At 65.2% G+C, this 21107-nt stretch carries 13 protein-coding genes; 6 read left to right on the top strand and 7 right to left on the bottom strand.

All coding sequences use genetic code 11. The features are described from left to right. Window positions 1-42: 42 nt before the first annotated feature. The 4 genes from ACEN9F_RS18095 to ACEN9F_RS18080 form a co-directional block, all read right to left on the bottom strand. A complete protein-coding gene (locus ACEN9F_RS18095; protein ID WP_413421920.1) occupies window positions 43-1965 on the bottom strand; it encodes a DUF885 domain-containing protein in 1923 nt (640 codons plus the stop codon). Between the two features lie 134 nt (window positions 1966-2099). Next, window positions 2100-2552 (bottom strand): CBS domain-containing protein, encoded by a 453-nt coding sequence (locus ACEN9F_RS18090; RefSeq protein ID WP_413421918.1) that lies wholly within the window; start codon window positions 2550-2552, stop codon window positions 2100-2102. Between the two features lie 68 nt (window positions 2553-2620). Next, window positions 2621-6790, bottom strand: a complete 4170-nt coding sequence (locus ACEN9F_RS18085; RefSeq protein WP_413421916.1) for a DEAD/DEAH box helicase — start codon at window positions 6788-6790, stop codon at window positions 2621-2623. Between the two features lie 5 nt (window positions 6791-6795). Continuing rightward, window positions 6796-8769 (bottom strand): S9 family peptidase, encoded by a 1974-nt coding sequence (locus ACEN9F_RS18080; RefSeq protein ID WP_413421914.1) that lies wholly within the window; start codon window positions 8767-8769, stop codon window positions 6796-6798. A gap of 126 nt (window positions 8770-8895) precedes the next feature. On the opposite strand from ACEN9F_RS18080, the gene hemE reads away from it, so the two are divergent. Then, window positions 8896-9981: a uroporphyrinogen decarboxylase gene (gene hemE / locus ACEN9F_RS18075; protein ID WP_413421912.1), complete on the top strand. Its 1086-nt coding sequence runs from the start codon at window positions 8896-8898 to the stop codon at window positions 9979-9981. 767 nt (window positions 9982-10748) lie between these two features. Beyond that, on the top strand, window positions 10749-12779 hold the full coding sequence (locus ACEN9F_RS18070) for a primosomal protein N' (protein ID WP_413421910.1): 2031 nt from the start codon (window positions 10749-10751) through the stop codon (window positions 12777-12779). On the opposite strand, the gene ACEN9F_RS18065 is transcribed toward ACEN9F_RS18070, so the two are convergent. Further along, window positions 12776-13669, bottom strand: coding sequence for an ArgP/LysG family DNA-binding transcriptional regulator (locus ACEN9F_RS18065; RefSeq protein ID WP_413421908.1), 894 nt, complete (start codon window positions 13667-13669; stop codon window positions 12776-12778). The two genes, ACEN9F_RS18070 and ACEN9F_RS18065, sit on opposite strands and share 4 nt — an antisense overlap. A 91-nt stretch (window positions 13670-13760) precedes the next feature. Here ACEN9F_RS18065 and ACEN9F_RS18060 point away from each other — a divergent pair, with 91 nt between their 5' ends. Then, entirely contained in the window at window positions 13761-15203 is a 1443-nt protein-coding gene (locus ACEN9F_RS18060; protein WP_413421906.1) for a dihydrolipoyl dehydrogenase, read from the top strand. Window positions 15204-15334: 131 nt separating this feature from the next. Then, window positions 15335-16429: an HD-GYP domain-containing protein gene (locus ACEN9F_RS18055; RefSeq protein WP_413421904.1), complete on the top strand. Its 1095-nt coding sequence runs from the start codon at window positions 15335-15337 to the stop codon at window positions 16427-16429. Here the strand turns inward: ACEN9F_RS18055 and ACEN9F_RS18050 are convergent, their stop codons facing one another. Further along, window positions 16430-16912: an SRPBCC family protein gene (locus ACEN9F_RS18050; RefSeq protein ID WP_413421902.1), complete on the bottom strand. Its 483-nt coding sequence runs from the start codon at window positions 16910-16912 to the stop codon at window positions 16430-16432. It lies immediately after the preceding gene. Window positions 16913-16994: 82 nt separating this feature from the next. Further along, window positions 16995-17897: a LysR family transcriptional regulator gene (locus ACEN9F_RS18045; RefSeq protein WP_413421900.1), complete on the bottom strand. Its 903-nt coding sequence runs from the start codon at window positions 17895-17897 to the stop codon at window positions 16995-16997. Between the two features lie 100 nt (window positions 17898-17997). On the opposite strand from ACEN9F_RS18045, the gene ACEN9F_RS18040 reads away from it, so the two are divergent. After that, on the top strand, window positions 17998-18990 hold the full coding sequence (locus ACEN9F_RS18040; protein WP_413421898.1) for a zinc-binding alcohol dehydrogenase family protein: 993 nt from the start codon (window positions 17998-18000) through the stop codon (window positions 18988-18990). A 50-nt stretch (window positions 18991-19040) separates the two neighbouring features. Further along, window positions 19041-21101 carry a UvrD-helicase domain-containing protein gene (locus ACEN9F_RS18035; protein WP_413421896.1) on the top strand — a complete coding sequence of 687 codons (2061 nt, stop codon included), beginning with the start codon at window positions 19041-19043 and terminating at the stop codon, window positions 21099-21101. Window positions 21102-21107: the final 6 nt, after the last annotated feature.

Below are 21107 nucleotides of genomic sequence, written 5' to 3'. Positions count from 1 at the left end.
TCGTATCGAATCACCAGCCCATCTGTTCGCGCAGGCGCAGGGCTACTGCGTCATCAAGCCCTTGATCACCCGCACCGGCGCGCTGCCGTAGCTCAGGAATTGCTCGTGGAATTCCTTCAGGTTGAAGCGCGGGCCCAGCTGCTGCTTGCGCTGCTCGCGCAATTCCATGATCTCGCTGTAGCCGCTGAAGTAGCTGGTCAGCTGCACCGACGACACCTGCACCCGATGCCATTTCTCCACCGCCTCGCTGCGGGTCTGGAAGGCCTGGCGCGTCAGCAGGTCGACGGCCTGTTCCTCGGTCATGCCCAGCACATGCACGCTGTAATCGAGGATGGTGTTGGTCACGCTGCGCAGGTTCCACTTGGAATACATCAGCCACATCTCCGGCGCGTTATCGCCGTAGCCCGACTCCAGCATCATGCGCTCGCCGTACACCGCCCAGCCCTCCACCATCGCCCCATTGCCGAAGATGGACTTGACGATGGAGGGCGACTTGTTCGCATACACCAGCTGCGCGTAGTGGCCCGGAATCGCTTCATGGATATTCAGGATCTGCAGGATCCAGTAGTTGTACTCGCGCAGGCTGCTCTCGGCCGCCTCCGGCGTCGCGCCATCCAGCGGCGTGACGTTGTAATAGGTGCGGTCCTGCGGGCGATACGGCCCCGGCGCATCGATGCTGGCGCCTGCCACGCCGGCCGGGTAGGCCGGCGTGGCCCGCACTTCCAGCGGCTTCTTCGGATCCAGCGTCAGCAGGTTGTGGCTGACCACCCAGTCCTGCAGCAGCGGCACCTGGCGCTTGATCTCGTTGACGAAATCCTCGCGCGCCACATGACGCGCCGACAGCTTGTCGATCACCATGCCGATCTTGGCAAAGCGGTCGGCCGGCCTGGCGGCGCCGCCCATGATCTTGTCCCACAACTCGTCGGAGATCTTCTCCATATTGGCCAGCAGCTCTTCGCGCGCGGCCAGGGCCTTCTGGTAAGTCTGCTCGGCGGTGCTGCCGGACTGGATATCGTAGGCGAACTTCTGCTCATACAGTTCCTTGCCGAGACGGAAGGTGCGGCGGCCCTTGGTGTCCATCAGCTTGTCCATCTCTTTCAGGAAGGCCACATAGCCGTCCACCGCCGTCAGCGCCGCATTGACGCGCTGCGTGAACTGCTGCTTCTCCGCCGGCGTCAGGATCGATGCCTGCGCCGCCTTGTCGGCTTCGGTCAGCAGGGTCTGCACGCCCGGCGCCTGGGCGATCGCCAGGCGGGTGTGCTCGCGGGTCGGATTGACGATGTTGGCGCGCGCCGCGTCGTAGTACGCCGGGATCGACGCGATGCGCTTGAGCAGCGTGCGCAGGCGCTGCGGCTGGGCCGCGTATTCGGTATTCAGGATCAGGTCGATCGGGCCGGCCACGTTGTAGCTGGCCGGATTCCATTCGAACTCTTTCAGCGTGGTCAGGCGGAAGCGGTCGCCATCGAGCTTGTTGATCAGCAGCGCCAGGTCGGTGCGCTGCTTGGGCGACAGCTGGCCGGCGTTGATCGCCCCGAGGCGCTGCTTCCAGTCGTCGATGAAGGCCAGCTCCTTGGCCTGCCCGGCTTTGTCGGGAATGCTCAGCATGGCGGCGGTATCGTACTTGCCGGCGTAGATCGCGCTTTCCGAATCGATGCGCCACAGCGCGTTCAGGAACTGGTTGCTGAGGGAATCGAAGGAGCGGTCCTGGCGGCGCTCGGAAACGACCGCCTTGATGACCGGTCCCGCCGCGACGGCGGCGACGGCGGCTTTCTTGCCCTTGACCGCGCTCTTGCCGCTCTTGCCGGATTTAACGGACTTGAGGGATTTGACGGGTTTCGCGTGCGCGGCCTTGCCGCTGCTTTTCTTGGCCGTGGCGGCGGCCTTGTGGTGGTGGGTAGTGGCGCCGGCGGGTGCGACGGCGAGCGTCGTCATCAATACCGCCAGTGCAATTTTTGTCTTGATCATCGTATGCAGTCTCGTGTTTATTTTGACAAGGCGCGCGCTTACCGCGAGCGCGCCCGGCCGAAGCGTTGGAGATTATCATTAATCCGCCCGCTTGAGAGCGCTCGTTACAAGACAAAAACATCCGCATTCGGACTTCAGAGCCCGCTTGCCGGCTGTCCCGCCGGCGTGGGCGATGAGATCTCGCGCAGGGTTTCCGCGGTTTCCTCGTCTTCGGCCTCGGAGTGGGCGACGTCGGCCAGCGACACGATGCCGATCAGCGTGTTGTCCTCGCGGCTGACCACGGGCACGCGGCGGATCTGGATGTCGCGCATATCCTGCATCACTTCGTCGAGCCGCTGGTCCTCGTAGCAATGGCAGATATCTTCCGACATCACTTCGGTGACCAGCGTTTCTTCAGGCCCGAGGCCGGCGGCGGTGGCGCGTATCGTGATGTCGCGGTCGGTGACGATGCCGATCAGGCGGTTGCCCTCGGTCACCGGCAGCGCGCCGATGTCGAGATCGTCCATCAGCTCGGCTGCGCGCTGTATGGTGTCGTCCGGCGTCACGCTGGTGACGTCGCGGCTCATTACATCTGCTACGGTTTTCATGGCTGGCCTCTCCTCTATGCGGCGCCGGGATGGCGCCCTCCCATAAGACGGGGCGCAGCGGCCAAAGTTCATGCTGACTTCTTCAAGCCTTCCTGCAGCATGTTGAGCATTTCGCCGGCCGACATGCGGCCGCTGACATCGCTGCCTTCCAGCAGGCTGTCGGCCAGGTCGCGCTTGTGCTGGTGCAGGTCGACGATGCCTTCCTCGATGGTATGGCGCGCCACCAGGCGGTAGATGGTCACCGGGCGCAACTGGCCCATGCGGTGCGCGCGGTCCGAGGCCTGGTCTTCGACCGCCGGGTTCCACCACGGGTCCATGTGGATCACGTAGTCGGCCGCCGTCAGGTTGATGCCGACCCCGCCCGCCTTCAGGCTGATGAGGAAGACGTCGCCCTCGCCGGCCTGGAACAGGTCGACGCGCTTCTTGCGGTCCATCATCGGCGTTGAGCCGTCCAGGTATTGGTAGCCGATGCCCTGCGCGTCGAGGTGCTCGCGGATCAGCGACAGGTGGTCGACGAACTGGCTGAACACCAGCACCTTGTGCTTGTTCTCCAGCAGGCCTTCCAGCAGGTGGGCGAAGGCCGCCAGCTTGCTGCTGGCCAGCTTCAGCTCCGGCGCGACCAGGTTCGGATTGCAGCAGGCGCGGCGCAGCTTCATGATCTCGGCCAGGATCTGGATCGATTTCTTCTCGGCCGGGCCCTCGACCGCTTCCAGGTTTTCCAGCGCGGTGCGGCGCAGCGATTCGTACAGCGCGGTCTCGTCCTTCGACAGGTCGACTTCCAGCGTGATCTCGGTGCGCGGCGGCAGCTCGGTCAGCACCTGCGACTTGGTGCGGCGCAGGATGAACGGCTGGATCAGGCGCCGCAGGCGGTTGCGCGCGCCCAGTTCGGCGCGGTGATCCTGCGGTTTTTCAATCGGCGCCGCGAAGCGCAGGTTGAACTGCTCGATGCTGCCCAGCAGGCCCGGATTGATGAAGCGGAACAGGTTCCACAATTCGCCCAGGTGGTTTTCCAGCGGCGTGCCGGTGGCCACCATGCGGAAGTCGCCCTTCAGCGCCATCACGGCCTGCGAGCGCTTGGTGGCGCCGTTCTTGATCGCCTGCGCTTCGTCGAGCACGATGGTATTCCACTGCACGCCCGCAAACAGCGGGGACTCCAGTTGCAGCAGGCCGTAGCTGGTCACGATCAGATCGTACGGCTTGGCGTTGGACAGGGTCTCGGCGCGGTCGCCGGCGCCGAACATCGTCACGTTCAGCGTCGGCGCGAAGCGCGCCGCTTCGCTGATCCAGTTCATGCACACGGACGTCGGCGCGATCACCAGGGTCGGGCCTTGCGGCGCGCGCGACAGGATCAGGGCCAGCGCCTGCAGCGTCTTGCCCAGGCCCATATCGTCGGCCAGGCAGGCGCCCACGCCCCAATGCGCAAGGCGCGACAGCCAGTTGAAGCCTTCCAGCTGGTAGTCGCGCAGCTCGGCCTGCAAAGTGCTCGGCAGCTGCGGCACGAAGGATTCCTGCTGCTGCATGCGCGCCAGGTGTTCCTTCCACAGCTTGTCGGATTTGAGGCCGCCGATATCGTCGGCCAGTTCCTCCAGCGCGAACGAGGCCAATGGATGGACGCGCACGCCGTCGGCGGTGATCTCGCCGTAGGCGGAGACTTCCAGCAGGCGGCGATGCAGTTCCTCGGTCAATGCCAGGTAGCGGTTCTCGCCCAGTTCGACGAAGCGGCCGTGGCTCTTCTCCATCATATCCAGCAATTTGCGCAGGTCCAGCACCTGGCCTTCATCGATCTGCAGTTCGCCGCTGGCCGCGAACCAGTCCTTGTTGCTCTTGATGGCCAGGCGCAGCTGCTTGGTCTCGGCCTTGGCCGTGACGCGGAAGCTTTCGCCTTCCGGCCAGGCGATGACGATGCTGTCCGGGTTCAGCGCCTGCAGCTCCACCAGCAGCTGCAGACATAGCGCGGGCTGGCCCAGCAGCCATTCGTCGTGATCGCGCTCGGCCGATTCCAGCACCGGACACTTGGCGATCAGGTCGCGTTCGGCGTCGCGCTCGTCGATCAGCTTGCGGCGCGCCTGCACCGGCTTGCCGTTGACATCGGCGATCAGGCTGTCGGCGCCGGCGCCGGGCGCATAGTAGGCGCCGCTGGCCAGCGGCCGCACCAGCACCTGCATCTTCAGGCCATGCTGGTACGGCAGCAGGTGCAGGTGCAAGCGCATGTCGGCCTCCACCTGCTCCATGTCCGGCGCGGCGCCGCCGATTTCCGATTGCACCGTCACCAGCGAGGAGATGGAACTGATCGCGTGCAGCACCTGCTGCTCGGCGTGCGCCGGCACGTTCAGCGCGTCGCCGACGATAGCGGCGATGCGGCGGTGCTCGTCGAGGATGTTGACCACGCGCAGGCGGGTCGGCGTCTCCTTGCTGACGATGACCGAGGAATTGTCGTCGGGGATCGGCGGCTGCAGGCGCAGCTCCAGGTTGCCCGGGCTTTTCTTGATCAGCAGTTCGGGCTCGCCGGCCAGCATCTCGACGCGCGTGTCCGGCGCATCGGCCCAGAACAGCAGCGGGTGGCCGATCAGCGCCGCGGCGGCGCGCTGCGGATCGATTTCGTAGGCCAGGCCGCTGGACTGGTAGCTGCGGTGCGCCACCGAGATCGCTTCCGATGCGCGGATATCCTGCGGCGTCAGGAAGTCGAACTGCTCGGCCTCGAAGCGCAGCCGCTTCAAGCCGACAGCGCGGCCCTTGCTCCACAAGCCGCGCGCATCGCGCTTCTGTTCGACCGGCGCGACGTCGGTCAGGCCGTGGCGGTTGTCGTAGTTCAGCATCCACACCAGGCGTGTGCTGCCTGCCGCATCCGGCGCGGCGGACTGCTGCAGGTTGATCAGGGCGGAGAGCTGGCGTTGCCAGGCTTCCTGGCGCTCGAACCAGACGCTCAGGTCCGGGTAGCCGAGGCGCGCGCGCAGCGCGTTGGCGTGGCGCTGCTGCTCGACGTCGCCCAAGTGACCCAGCAAGGTGGCGGCCTGGCCGGCGATGAACAGGTAGCCCGCGCGTTCCGCGTTCTGCACCAGCTCCTGCAATTGCGCGCGGCGTTCGGACAGTTGCGGCAGCGACAGCCAGAAGTACAGCAGGCACTGGAACATCTGCGTTTGCAGGTCGGTTTCCCACGCCAGGTTGGCGACGGCGTCGGTCTGCATGGTCCCGGCGCGGATCTGGCGCAGCATGTCGATTTGCTGATACACCGCCGTGTCGTGGTTCTGCGGCATGCGTACCGCGATCTCCAGGTACGCTTCCGCCGCTTTCAAGTGCTTGGCGTCGCCGCTGCGCAGCATGGACAGCAGGTACAGATGGCTGCCCATGCCGTTAAACAGGTGCTTGCGCTTGCCGGTATCGCGCCGCAGCGTCTTCAGCGCCGCGTCGAAGCCGACGATGGCCGCGCCGCCGGCGCCGCGCAGCAGCACGACGATGCTGGCCAGGTACTGGCTCTGCGGGCCGCCGGTGCGTTCCAGGTAGCGCTTGGCGTCGTCCAGGCGGCCGCACAGCAGCGCGTCTTCCGCCAGCGCCATGCGCAGCTCGGGGCTGATGTCGTCCTTGAGCGCGAGGCGGCGCTGCATGTGCTGCTCGCAGAACTCGCGCAGCACCGGCACGGTCAGGTATTCGCGCTGGGCGTTTTGCAGCAGCACGGTCAGCACGTCGTCCTGCAGCAGCGGATGCACGCGCGCCAGCATGCCCGGCTCGAACGGGCGGCCGAAGATGTCGACGACAGGATGCAGCTGCGCCGCTTCGTAGCTGCCGAGGCAGAAGGCGAGGATGGGCTGGATCTGCTGCGGCGCCTGGCCGCGCAGCAGGCCCATGCGCAGGCGCGCCATGCCGGCGCGGTAGCTGCGCGGTTCGGTGCTGTTCCAGGTCTGGCGCATCGGCACAAGTTCGTCGTAGGCGTTGCACAGGTCGTCGAGCGCGTGCGTGCCGATCGAGGCGCGCATGGCCGGCCAGCGCAGCTTGGGATTGCAGACGAAGCCGCGTCCCGTGACCACGCTGATGAAGGCCAGCCGCTCCAGCTTGCGCAGCGATTCGTCCAGCGTGCCGACGCTGTACGGATTGCCGTCCTTGTCCTCGATGCGCGCCATGTCCAGGTGATCCAGGATGGCGGTGCGCCCTACCGGCTCGCCGATCAGGGCGAGCAGCGCGAGTATCATTTTTTCATTGAATTCAAGCGCGTCAAATTCGGCGAGCAGCTTAGGATCGGCCATGCGTGTTAGTCCTGCAGATTGTCGATAGCGACCGGCGCTACGGCGGCGCTGTCGTGCAGGCCGAAGATACGTTGGTAGAAGTACAGCTCCGATTCCAGCGTGCGGATGATGTTCTCGGCCTGGCGGAAGCCGTGGCCTTCGCCTTCCAGCGGCACGTAGGCCACCGGCACGCCGCGCTTTTTCAGCGCGTCGACCATCATTTCCGATTGCTGCGGCGGCACCACCTTGTCGTCCATGCCCTGGAAGAAGATCATCGGGCGCGCCAGCTTGTCGGTGTGGTTGATCGGCGAGCGCGCCTGGTACAGCGCTTCGGCTTGCGGCTGCGGCGCGATCAGGTATTCGTTGTAGTGCGATTCGAACTTGTGCGAGTCCTGGTCCAGGCCCTTGAGGTCGGAGACGCCATAGTAGCTGGCGCCGACCTTGAACACGTTGTGGAAGGTCAGCGCGCACAGCGTCGTCAGGCCGCCGGCGCTGCCGCCGCGGATGATCAGGCGCTCGCCGTCGGCCAGGCCGCGTTCCACCAGCGCGCGGGCGCCGGCCACGCAGTCCTCGACATCGACGATGCCCCACTGGCCCTTGAGCAGGTCGCGGTAGGCGCGGCCGAAGCCGGTGCTGCCGCCGTAGTTCACATCCAGCACGCCGAAGCCGCGGCTGGTCCAGTATTGCGTGGCCAGCTTCAGCGTGTTGACCGTCATGCCGGTCGGGCCGCCGTGGCTGATGACGATCACCGGCGGCTTGCTGCCCTCCGGCGCGGTGACGTCGCGGTTGCGCGGCGGGTAGAAGAAGGCGTGCGAGGTGCGGCCGTTGGCGCTGGGGTAGCTGATGCTGGCCGGGATGGAGAGGTCGGCTTCGTCCGGCAGTTCCTCGATCGACTGCGCCAGGATCTCCACGCCTTCTTCGGTGAAGTCGATGCGCGCCAGTTCCAGCGGGATGGTCGGGCCGCCCGCCAGCATGGCGATGTAGCCGTTGGCCACGCGCAGTTCGCGGATCTCTTCGTAAGGGTTGGCGATGGCTTCCAGCTTGCCGCTGCCCGGCAGCAGGCGCGCCAGGCGGCTCACGCCCTTGTCGATGTAGGTGCAGATGATCTCGGAGGCAGAGCGGAAGCCGTACATCGCGTTACCGAAGGTCCAGTGCGGCGAAGCGAATTCCGCCTCCATCGGGCACAGGCCCTCGGTGCGCCGGCGGTCGCGGCACAGGCGGTACAGGTTCCACCAGCCGCTGCGGTCGGAGACGAAGTGCAGCAGGCCGTCCGGCGACCATTCGGGCTGGCAGATGGATTCCTCGGCGCCGCCGGCGATGCGCACCGGCGCGGACAGCGTGCCGTCGTCCTGCACCTCCGCCAGCCACAGGGTGGTGCCCTGCCACGGCATGCGCGGATGGTCCCAGCTCAGCCAGGCCAGCGCGCCGCCGTCCGGCGACAGGCGCGGCGACGAGTAGAAGTCGGCGCCCCGCGCCAGCACCGTCTCGGCGCCCGCCGCGCCGCCAAGGCTGATCGCGCAAATCGTGTTGGTCGGCTGCGCGTGCTCGTCGTCGCCATGCAGCTCGCGCACGCCGATCAGGCGTCCACGCGCGCGGTCGACCACGAAGTCGGCAAAGCGCTGCTTGCCCGGCTGCGTGACCGCCACCGGCACGATTTCATCATCGGCCGCATTGATCCGGTAGACGCAGTTGTCCTTGAAGTGCGAGAAATACACGGTCTCGCCGTCCACCGCATAGGCCCCGCCGCCGTATTCGTGCACGCGGGTGCGCACGTTGAAGGGCGCCGGCGTCAGTTCCTCGATCGCGGCGCCGTGGTGGCGCAGCAGCGTGTTGCGGCCCGCCTCGGCGGCGCGCCCGGCCAGCCAATAGATATCGCAGCCGTCCGTCCCGCCCAGCATCAGCGTCGACAAGGGCGTCGCACCGGCCGCCACGCGCGCGGCGCTGATGGTCGATGGCCAGGCGCCGAAGGGGGCGATGGTAGCGGGTACGGTCGATGTCATGGCGGCTCCAGAAAGGGTCATTGCGCGGTGCTACGCATGATAGAGAAAGGGCGGGTATTCTTCCAGCAAAAAAAATCCTGCGGGGGATGCGATAATAGCCTCTTTCAGCGCCTTTGATTGCCTTTCATGCCACAATTTTCTCCGCTCCAGAACGACACCTTCTTGCGCGCATTGTTGCGCCAGCCGACCGAGTACACGCCTGTATGGCTGATGCGCCAGGCCGGAAGGTATCTGCCTGAATACCGCGCCACGCGCCAGAAGGCCGGCTCCTTCATGGGCCTGGCCACCAATCCCGATTACGCCACCGAAGTGACGCTGCAGCCGCTGGAGCGCTTCCCGCTGGACGCGGCCATCCTGTTCTCCGACATCCTGACGGTGCCGGACGCGATGGGCCTGGGCCTGTATTTCGTCGAAGGCGAAGGCCCGAAATTCGAGCGTCCGCTGAAAACCGAGGCCGACGTGCTGGCGCTGCGCGCGCCGGAATTGGGCTCGCTGGACTACGTCTTCAAGGCGGTCACGCAGATCCGCACCGAGCTGAACGGCCGCGTGCCGCTGATCGGCTTCTCCGGCAGCCCGTGGACGCTGGCCTGCTATATGGTCGAAGGCCAGGGGTCGCGCGAATTCCACACGATCAAGAAGATGCTGTACAACCGCCCGGACCTGATGCACCACATCCTGAGCACCAACGCCAAGGCGGTGGCGGAGTACCTGAACGCCCAGATCGACGCCGGCGCGCAGGCCGTGATGATCTTCGATTCGTGGGGCGGCGCGCTGGCGGACGGCGCTTACCAGGAGTTTTCGCTTAACTATATGCGCCAGGTCGTGTCGCTGCTCAAGCGCGACAAGGATGGCGTCAAGATTCCGGCCATCGTCTTCACCAAGGGCGGCGGCCAGTGGATCGAGCAGATCGCCGACATCGGCGCCGACGCGGTCGGCCTGGACTGGACCGTGAACCTGACCCAGGCCCGCAAGCTGGTCGGCCACAAGGTCGGCCTGCAGGGTAACCTGGACCCGGCCATCCTGTTCGCCAGCCCGGAGCAGATCCAGGCCGAGGTGCGCAAGGTGCTGGACGCCTTCGGCAAGCCGGACGCCAACGGCAGCGGCCACGTGTTTAATCTGGGCCACGGTATTTCGCAGTTCACGCCGCCGGAGAACGTGGCGGCGATGGTCGAGGCCGTCCACAGCCACAGCAAGGCGTTGCGCGCAGCTTAAAGCCGTTTGCCAAACCCCCATCGGCCTGGACGCGCGCAAGATCGCGGTCAGTGCCGATGGGGGTTTTTTCATTGGTGCTTGCGGACTAACGAGACCGACTTATGCACAATTTTTTTTGCTGAGGAAATAACAGGCAGCATATTTCCGCCAGCCCCGAGGGATGTTGCAAGTCATTGATTCGTAAGGCTAAATAACGGGGTCTTTAGGACAACATTTAGCAAGTCGTAAACCTTATGTCCGATGTGAATCTAGTTTATTTCTTCATTGTCCACAAAGTTATCCACAAAAACTGTGGATAAAAAATAAAAGGACTTAGTAAACCGTGACTTAGCCATAATGTTGGTGTTTTGCTTGAGGTTTATGTTGCATTGCACGATTTTTAGGCAAAAATGTCACCCTTGGCAAGCAAGTTGTGAAGACGCAAACCTTATCGTCGAGGCATGGGTAATATTTGGAGCGATTGTGCTTTGCAATATCGGTGGATAAGCCCCAAAAAGTGCTTGATTTCGGCAAAAAAAGCATCCTAAATACTTCACTTATGCACAGCTGAGCAGGAAAACCGCGAATTTTTCCTCTCCTAGTAAGCAATTTCCAAGTGATTGATTTTAAAGAGAAATAATTTTGAATTTTTGCCCGGTTTACGACCAGATCAAGTTGAATGTCAGTGCTTTCCGGGGATTAAGATTCCTTTGTCCACAAAGTTATCCACAAAAACTGTGGATAGTTCAAAGCGCCCTAGCGGCTGCGGTATTTTTGCAAAGCCCTGCATGAATTTTGTTCACTTTTGCATCCTTCAGATCGCGCTTGATACGCCGCTGAACGCGATTTTCGACTACCGCTGGCATTGCGATGCTGCGGAGCAGCCGCAAGTCGGCCAGCTGGCGCTGGTGCCGTTCGGCCGCCGCGAGGTGATGGGGCTGATCGTCGGCGTGGCCAGCGAGACCGATGTGCCGGCCGGGAAGCTGAAAGACGCGCTGGCCGTGCGCAGCCAGCTGGGGCCGCTGTCGCCGCAATGGCTGGCGCTGGCGGGTTTTGCCGCCGACTACTATCAGCGCCCGCTGGGCGAGGTGGCGCTGCCGGGCCTGCCGAAGAACCTGCGCGTGCTGACCACCGTGGCGCTGGACCGCGCGCTGAAGAAGCTGGCCAAGCATGACGCGCCGCACGACGGCACGCCGTTGAACATGCCGGTGCTCAATCCGTCGCAGCAGGAAGCGGCCGACGCCATCGGCGGTGCCCTGGGCTTCAAGCCGACCCTGCTGTACGGCGTGACCGGCAGCGGCAAGACCGAAGTCTATCTGCAAGCCTGCGCGCAAGTGCTGGCGCGCGAGCCGGACGGCCAGATCCTGATCCTGGTGCCGGAAATCAACCTGACGCCCCAGCTGGAAGGCAATATCCGCGCGCGCTTCCCCGGCGTGATGCTGGCGACCTTGCACAGCAGCCTGTCCGAAGGCGAGCGCATGCTGCACTGGCTGGCCGCGCACCAGGGCAAGGCGCGCATCGTGCTGGGCACGCGGCTGGCGATCCTGGCCTCGCTGCCCCAGCTGAAGCTGATCGTCATCGACGAGGAGCACGATCCTTCCTACAAGCAGCAGGAAGGCTTGCGCTATTCGGCGCGCGACCTGGCCGTGTGGCGGGCCTGGCAGCTGGCCATCCCGATTGTGCTGGGCTCGGCGACGCCGTCGCTGGAGAGCTGGCACCACGCGCAGTCCGGCCGCTACCGCAAGCTGGAGCTGCGCGAGCGGGCCGTGAAGAACGCGGTGCTGCCGCAGGTCAAGCTGCTGGACATGGAGCGCGACAAGCCCAAGGACGGGCTGACGTCGCACCTGATCGCGGCCATCAAGCAGCGCATGGAACGGGGCGAGCAGTCGCTGCTGTTCCTCAACCGCCGCGGCTACGCGCCGGTGATCTGCTGCGAATCCTGCGGCTGGATCAGCGAATGCACGCGCTGCACCTCGTTCATGGTGTTGCACCGCCCGGAGCACCGGCTGCGCTGCCACCATTGCAGCCTGGAGATGCGCATCCCGCGCCATTGCCCGACCTGCGGCAACGTCGACCTGCAGCCGCTGGGCCGCGGCACGCAGCGCGTGGAGGAAGGCTTGCAGGCGCTGTTCCCCGAGGCGCGGGTGCTGCGCATCGACGCCGATTCGACCCGCAAGAAGGGCAGCGCGCAGGAAGCCTTCGATACCGTGCACCGGGGCGAGGTCGATATCCTGATCGGCACGCAGATGGTGGCCAAGGGGCATGACTTTAAACGGCTGACCTTGGTGGGCATCCTGAATCCGGATACGGCGCTGTTTTCACAGGACTACCGCGCCAGCGAGCGCCTGTTCGCGCAGCTGATGCAGGTGGCGGGCCGCGCCGGCCGCGCCGCCCAGACCGAAGGCGGCAGCGCCAGCGAGGTGCTGATCCAGACCCGCTATCCGCAGCATCCGCTGTACGGCGCGGTGGTGGCGCATGACTACGACCACTTCGCCACGGCGTTGCTGGAGGAGCGCGAGCAGGCCGCCTTGCCGCCGTATCTGTTCCAGGCGCTGCTGCGGGCCGAGGCGCCGGAATTGGCCACGGCCATCGAATTCCTGAATATCGCCAAGGAGTGCGTCGAGCATCCTGGCATCACGATCAACGATCCGATACCGATGAGCATGACGCGCGTGCACAATGTCGACCGCGCGCAGCTGCTGATCGAGTCGGCGTCAAGGCCGATGCTGCAAGCGTTTCTGAAAGAGTGGATGCGCACTCTGCGCGAGATGAAGAGCCGCGTGAAGTGGTCGCTGGAAGTCGATCCGCTGGATATCTAAGGCAGCAGGTAGCGCTGGGCCGTGGCGACGATCTGCTCGGTCAGCGCGCGGGTGAACGGCGTGTCGAGGTTCCAGGCGTGCCAGTTGAACGCCACGTCGACATGATGGCCGGGAACCAGGTCGACCAGGCGGCCGTCGGCCAGCGCGGCGGAGACCTGGGCCAGCGGCATCAATCCATAGCTCAGGCTGCCGTAAATGCATTCGCTGGTGGCGGCCGACAACGGCATCGTGTGATGCGGATACGGACCGTTGAGGTCCAGCACTTCGCGCAGGAAGTGCGCCATCATGTCCTGGTCGCTGATCACCGCCGGCGTCAGCCGCACCGCCTCGGCGGAAAAACCGTCGCCGAACCAATGGCCGGCAAACAGCGGCGTCGCCACGCAAACATGGCGCATCTTGCCCAAGGGCGTGACTTCCGGGCCGTTGGCGTGCTGGTCCGGATGCTCCTGCGCGGCGGCGATGCAGCCGAACACGCTGCCCTCCTGCACCAGGTGCAGCGCCATCTCTTGTGTGGCCTGCTGCACTTTCAACTGGCAGCGCGGCGGCGACAGCAGCGGCTGCAAGCTCATCGGGAACCAGGTCGCCAGGCTGGCGGCATCCACCGCCAGCGCGATTTCCGGCATGCTGACCTTGTTGCCGAGGTCGATATCCAGCGCCGCTTCCATCAGCTTGACGTTGCGGTGGTGAGACACCAGCCGCTGGCCCAGCCCGGTCGGCACGGCCGGCTGGCCGCGCACGATCAGCAACCGCCCGCTGGCGTCCTCCAGCGCCTTGATGCGCTGGGATACGGCCGATTGGCTGATCCCCAGCGCCAGTGCCGCCTTTTCAAAGCTGCCCTGGCTGGCAACAGCGTCCAGCACGGCCAGCGCGCGATAGTCCAGTGTTCCCATAAGCTGCACTTATAAAAATTGAAAACAATAAGTAATACTAATACTCTTTTGCCTCAAAGTAAAACTTGATATCGGAGTAGACTCTTAAAGTATGAAAACCCTACGCACTGAAGTCGCCGTCATCGGCGCAGGCACCGCCGGCATGACCGGCTATCGGGCCGCCAAGGCCGGCGGCAGGAAGACGCTGCTGATTGAAAGCAATGTCTACGGCACCACGTGCGCGCGGGTCGGCTGCATGCCGAGCAAGCTTCTCATTTCCGCGGCGGACGCGGCGCACATGCTGCAGGCGGCGCCGGGTTTCGGCGTGCATCCGGGCCAGGTCCGCATCGATGGCAAGGCCGTGATGGCGCGCGTGCGCAGCGAACGGGATCGATTTGTCGGCTTCGTCGTCGAAAGCGTCGACGGCTACCCGGCCGAGGACAAGGTCCACGGCCACGCCCGCTTCCTCAGTCCTACCCGGCTGCAGATCGACGACCACACGCTGATCGAGGCGGAACGCTTCGTGATCGCCACCGGTTCCACGCCGATCGTGCCGGATGAATGGAAGCTGGCCGGTCCGCGCGTGATCAGCAGCGACGACGTGTTTTACTGGGACGACCTGCCGGAATCGGTGGCGGTGGCCGGCACCGGCGTGATCGGGCTGGAGCTGGGCCAGGCGCTGCACCGCCTCGGCGTGCGCGTGACCGTGTTCGGGCGCGGCGGCAGCGTCGCGCAGCTGAGCGATCCGGACGTGCTGGCCGTGGCCCGCCGCGCCATGGACGATGAGCTCGACGTGCGCTTCAAGACCCGGGTGGTCAAGGTCGAGCAGGATGGCGAACGGCTGGCCGTCACCAGCGAGGATGCCGGCGGCCAGCAGCGCACCGAGCATTTCAGCTACCTGCTGTCGGCCGTCGGCCGCCGGCCGAATGTGCACCGGCTGGGGTTGGAGACCACCGGCCTGGCGCGCGATCACCACGGCATCCCGCTGTACGACACGCAAACCATGCAGTGCGGCACCAGCGCGATCTTCATCGCGGGCGATGCCGACAACGAACGTCCGCTGCTGCCGGAAGCCGCCGACCAGGGCCGCATCGCCGGCGACAACGCCGCAGCTTATCCGGACGTGCGGCCCGGCCTGCGCCGCACGCCGCTGACGATCGCCTTCACCGAGCCGCAGATCGCCACAGCCGGCGCCAGTTACGCGGAGCTGTGCGTCTCGCACGCGGGCCGCTTCGCCGTCGGCAAGGTCTCGTTCGAGAACCAGGGCCGCAGCCGCGTGATGCTGCAAAACAAGGGCATGCTGCGCGTCTACGCCGAATTCCGCAGCGGCCGCTTCCTTGGCGCCGAGATGATCGGCCCGCGCGCCGAGCACATCGGCCACCTGCTGTCCTGGGCGGTGCAAGCCGGGCTGACCGTGGACGCCATGCTGGACATGCCGTTCTACCACCCGGTGGTGGAGGAAGGCGTGCGCACCGCGCTGCGCGACCTGTCGCATCATCTGGCCAACGAACCGTCGCACGATCATCCTTGCGTGGATTGCACGCCCGCGCCGTAATACTTATTGTTAAAGCAAAGATACAAAAAATTCACACCTCGCGACGGGAAAAGCCGTATGCTCATGCATCGACAATCCTTAGTCTGGCAATGAAGATACGCAAAGTGACAGCGGCCGATTTGAAGTTGGGCATGCTGATCCCGTGGAATGTGTACGGAGAAAATGGCGCCTTGCTGGTGCGCAAGGGCCACATGATCTCCAGCGCCAATCAGATCGCGTATCTGATCGAACGCGGCTCGTTCGAAGATCATGGCGAGTACAAGCCGGAAGTGCAGGCGCCGCCGTCGACGCTGCGCAAACTGAACGCCGCCTGCGTGGAACTGCCTGTCTTGCTGCAGGCCATCGCGCAGCGCGCCGCGCCGCCGGGCCTGCGCCGCAAGCTGGAAGAGATCGCGACCCTGATCCACGACGCCGTGGCCTTGAGCGCCGATATCGCCACCGCCGGCGTCATGCACAACCAGCGTCAAGCGCCGTATGCGGCGCGCCACAGCGTCAACACCGCCGTGGTCGCCACCATCCTGGCCAAGGCGCGGCAGCGTCCGCGCGACGAGGTCATGACCGTCACGCTGGCCGCGCTGACCATGAATACCGGCATGCTGGCGCATCACCAGCGCTGGCACGACAGCGGCGCCGTGCTCGACCCCGTCGACCGCGCGCGCATGCTGGCCCATCCCGAACTCGGCGTTGAACTGCTGCGCCAGGCCGGCATCCACGACGAAACCTGGCTCAACTGCGTGCTGCATCATCATGAAAACGAAGACGGCACCGGCTATCCGCTGGGCAAGGTCGGCGCGCAGATACCATTGCCGGCCAAGCTGCTGGCGCTGGCCGACCGCTATTGCGCCCGCGTGTCCGAGCGCAGCTACCGCCCGACCGTGACGCCCAACGCCGCGCTGCGCGACATGCTGCTCGAGGCGCGCACCACGCTGGACAGCAACCTGGCCGCGCTGATGATACGCGAGCTGGGCATCTATCCGATCGGCACCTATGTGCGCATGATCAGCGGCGAAGTGGGCGTGGTGTCGCGCCGCGGCCTGCAATCGACCACGCCGCACGTGGAGTCGGTGATCGGTCCGCGCGGCGCGCCGCTGGACGTGTTCCTGCAGCGCGATACGCGCAGCGAATTACATACCATCAGGGAAGTATTGACCAATGCGCAAGTCGCGGCGCTGGCGGCGCCGCCCTTGCGCATGGAACAGGTGTGGGGACGCGCCGCCGCCGTTTAATCAATTGAGCAGCGCGTCCAGCCGGCCTTGCGAGGCCAGGTCGCGCAGCATGCCGATGGTGTCGATGTCGGACTCGACGTAGGCGGAACGGCGGAATTCATCGTACATGGCGTTGGCCGCGTCGGTCGCCGCGTCGTGGCCGTCCTCATACTGGAAGCGCACGAACAGCGTGTCCTCGGTCGGGGTCTCGATGGTCATGGTCAGGCTCGATTCGCTGATGTCCTGCTGCGCCGCCACCTGGTAGCGCACCTGGCGCATCGGTTCCAGCACCACGCGGTCCTCGATCACCAGCTCGCCGTAGCGCAGGCGGCGGCGGAAGCCGTTTTCCGTGCGTTCGTCGATGACGCAGTCGTCCAGGTGCGGCACGAACAGCTTCGGCGATTCGGCGCGCAGCACCAGGCCGCGCCACAGCTGCTGGATGCTCAGCGCATCGATCAGCGGGTTCAGCGGGTCGTTAATTTCTATCAAGTGTTCGAATTTCATAAGAGTAACCGTAAAAGCGCGACGCCCGTGGGCGCCAATCTCGCATGGTAACGCAAATGCCGGTTGCGCTTCATGCGGTGCATCAGGACTGCTCCCAAAAGGGATGGTCGGCGAAACGCCGGGCAAAGAAGTCGATGAAAGCCCGGCTCTTGGGCGGCAGGAATTTCCGGTTCAGGTAGACCGCCGAAATCATCGAGTCGTCCGACTGATAGCCCGGCATGATGCGCACCAGTTCTCCGCTGCGCAGCTGCTCGGTCACATGCCAGGTCGCCAGCAGCGCTATCCCGAGGCCGTCGACAGCGGCATCGCGTACCGCCAGGCCGCTGTCGCTGCGCAGGCGGCCGTTGACGCGCAGCTTCAACTCGCTGCCGTCCGGGGCGCGCAAGCGCCAGGGATCCATCGCCTGCAACACCAGGCATTGGTGCCGCTGCAGCTCGGACGGATGTTGGGGTGTACCGCATGCTTTCAAGTAGGCCGGCGACGCGCACAGCACCGTGCGGCTGCGCGCCAGCGGCCGCATCACCAGCGATGAATCGCGCAGCGGGCCGATGCGGATCGCGACGTCGATGCCGTCCGCCGCCAGGTCGTGATGGCCATCGGCCAGGCGCAGGTCCAGTTGCACCTCGGGGTAGGCGCGCAGGAAGTCGCCGATCGCCGGCATGACGTGGGCGCGGCCGAACGTGACCGAGGACGCCACCCGCAGCAGGCCGCGCACCTGCGCGTTGCCTGCGCCCACCGAGGCCATGGCCTGCTCGGCGGCGTCCAGCAGGATCCGGGCCTGCTCCAGGAAGGCCTCGCCCTCCTGCGTGACGGTGATCTGGCGCGTGGTCCGGTGCAGCAGGCGGGCGCCCAACTGCTTTTCCAGCTGCGCCATGCGGGCGCTGGAGGCGGCCGGCGACAAGCCGAATTCGCGCCCGGCGGCAGACAGGTTGCGGGTCGCGCAGACCCGTACAAACAGTGCCGCATCGGTCAAGTCCAGAGCCATTTTATTGATTTGATGAAAAATGATTTCATCATTATGCCAATTATCAAAGTAAATGCCGCAATTCATACTGCGTTCATCCCAACCATGTAGAGGAAATGCCATGAAAGCCATCGCCGTCACCCATACCGTCCTGAAAGATGTGGACATCGCCGTGCCCGTCGCCACCGGCCGCGACCTGCTGGTCAAGATCGAAGCCGTCTCCGTCAATCCGATCGACACCAAGGTACGCGCCGGCGAGGCGGCCGATGCCGCGCCCCGCGTGCTGGGCTGGGACGCCGCCGGCACCGTCACCGCCGTCGGCCCGGAGGTGACCCTGTTCAAGGCCGGCGACACCGTCTATTACGCCGGCAGCATCGTCCGCCCCGGCGCCAACAGCGAATTCCACCTGGTCGACGAGCGCATCGCCGGCCGCAAGCCGGCCAGCCTGGACTTCGCCCACGCCGCCGCCCTGCCGCTGACGGCGATCACGGCCTGGGAAGCGCTGTTCGACCGCCTCGCCATCGGCCGCGATGGCGGCGATGCCGGCAGGAGCGTGCTGATCATCGGCGGCGCCGGCGGCGTCGGTTCGATCGCCGTCCAGCTGGCCAAACAGCTGGCCGGGCTGACGGTGATCGCCACCGCCTCGCGTCCGGAATCGGCCAGCTGGGTGCGCGGGCTGGGCGCCGACCACGTGATCGACCACCACGGCGACATGGCGGCGCAGTTGCTGGCGCTGGGGATCGCCGGCGTCGACTACGTGCTGTGCCTGAGCGATACCGATCCGCACTTCGACGCCATCGCGCAGGTGGTGGCGCCGCAGGGCAAGGTGGTCAGCGTCGTCCACAACACCCGGCCGCTGGACATGGACAAGCTGTTCGCCAAGTGCGTGACCTGGGTCTGGGAAATGATGTTCGCCCGCTCGATGTTCGGCACGCCGGACATGATCGAACAGCACAAGCTGCTGAACGAAGTGGCGGCGCTGATCGACGCCGGCAAGCTGAAAACCACGCTCGGCGAGGTCTATGGCAAGATCAGCGCCGCCAACCTGGCCCGCGCCCACGCCGCGCTGGAAAGCCGCCGCACCATCGGCAAGATCGTGCTGGCCGGTTTCTGACCGGCGGCGCTGCTACAATGGCTGGTTGATACGCAGCCATAGCCCCCTCGATGTCCAAAGCACCACAATTCGGCCTTAACGTACCGCAGAGCGAAGCGGTGACCTATCTGGACGGCCCCTGCCTGGTGCTGGCCGGCGCCGGGTCGGGCAAGACGCGCGTGATCACGCAGAAAATCGCCCACCTGATCGAGGACCGCGGCTACGATCCGCGCAGCATCGCCGCGCTGACCTTCACCAACAAGGCGGCGCTGGAGATGCAGGAAAGGATCGCCAAGCTGCTCAAGCAGCCGCGGCAGGCCAAGCAGCTGACGGTGTCGACCTTCCACTCGCTGGGCGTGAAGATCTTGCGCCAGGAAGCCAACGGCGTCGGCCTCAAGGACCGCTTCTCCATCATGGACGCCGACGATTGCGGCTCGCTGATCCAGGACCTGGCCATCACCACCGACAAGCAGGTGGTGCGGCGCATCCAGACCGACATTTCGCTGTGGAAAAATGGCCTGGTCGATCCGGCGATCGCGCTGCAGCAGGCCAAGGACGAGGACGAGGCGCAATCGGCGCGCATCTACGCCAACTACGTGGCGACCCTGGCGGCCTACCAGGCGGTGGACTTCGACGATCTGATCCGCCTGCCGGTGGAGCTGTTCCGCAACAACGAGCCGGTGCGCGACAAGTGGCAGCGCCGCCTGCGCTATCTGCTGATGGACGAGTACCAGGACACCAACACCTGCCAGTACGAGCTGGTCAAATTGATGGTGACGGGCGTCGGCAAGAAGCCGATGTTCACCGCCGTGGGCGACGACGACCAGGCGATCTACGCCTGGCGCGGCGCGTCGGTGGAAAACCTGAAGACCTTGCAGACCGACTTCCCGGACCTGGCCGTGATCAAGCTGGAGCAGAACTACCGCTCCACCACCCGCATCCTGCAGGCGGCCAACGCGGTGATCGGCAACAACCCGAAACTGTTCGAGAAATCGCTGTGGTCGGAACACGGCCTCGGCGAGCCGATCAACGTGCTCGGCATGGCCAACGACGACCAGGAAGCCGAGCAGGTGGCGATCATGATCTCGGCCGATCACTTCCAGCGCAAGAACAAATGGTCCGACTACGCGATCCTGTACCGCGGCAACCACCAGGCGCGCATCATCGAGCAGGCGCTGCGCAAGGAGCGCATTCCGTACACGATCTCCGGCGGCCAGAGTTTCTTCGACAAGGCCGAGATCAAGGACATCATCAGCTACCTGCGCCTGCTGGCCAACACCGACGACGATCCGGCCTTCATCCGCGCGGTCACCACGCCGCGGCGCGGCGTCGGCCAGTCGACCATGGAAACGCTGGGCACCTTCTCCGGGCAATGGCAGTGTTCGCTATTCGAGGCGGTGTTCAAGGGCGGCATCGAAGGCTTGCTGAACGACCGCCAGCTGGGGCCGCTGCGCGACTTCTGCAACTTCATCAACAACCTCGAAGCGCGCGCCAGCCGTCCCGGCCCGAGCGGCAGCGGCGACAACGCGGCGCAGGTGCTGGACGACCTGCTGGAAGCGATCAACTACGAATCCTTCCTGTACGACATGTTCGACGAGCGCGCCGCGCAGGGCAAATGGCAGAACGTGCTGGAGTTCACCAACTGGCTCAAGGAGCGCGGCCGCGGCGGCAAGGACCGCGACAGCGAAGAAAAGAACGTGCTGGAGCTGACCCAGATGGTGGCGCTGATGTCCATGCTGGAAGGCCAGGACGAGGATCCGGACGCGGTGCGCATGTCGACCCTGCATGCGTCCAAGGGGCTGGAGTATCCGCACGTGTTCCTGGTCGGCGTCGAGGAAGGCATCCTGCCGCACAAGGGCGATCCCGACGCGCCGGCCGAGACCATCGCCGCGCGCGTGCAGGAAGAGCGGCGCCTGATGTACGTCGGCATCACGCGCGCCCAGCGCACCTTGCAGATCACCTGGTGCAAGAAGCGCAAGCGCGCGGGCGAGCAGGTCCATTGCGACCCGTCGCGCTTCATCAAGGAGATGGCGCTGGACGTGGGCACGGCGGCGCCGATGGAATCGGAAGTGATCACGCCGAAGGAGCGGCTGGCACGAATGAAGGAACTTTTAGCCACACCCAAGTCATAGGCCTTG

This window comes from Duganella sp. CT11-25, assembly GCF_047302815.1.
GTDB lineage: Bacteria > Pseudomonadota > Gammaproteobacteria > Burkholderiales > Burkholderiaceae_D > Rugamonas.
The sequence above is the reverse complement of the archived record's forward strand: the minus strand, read 5'-3'. Positions and strand labels throughout refer to the sequence as shown.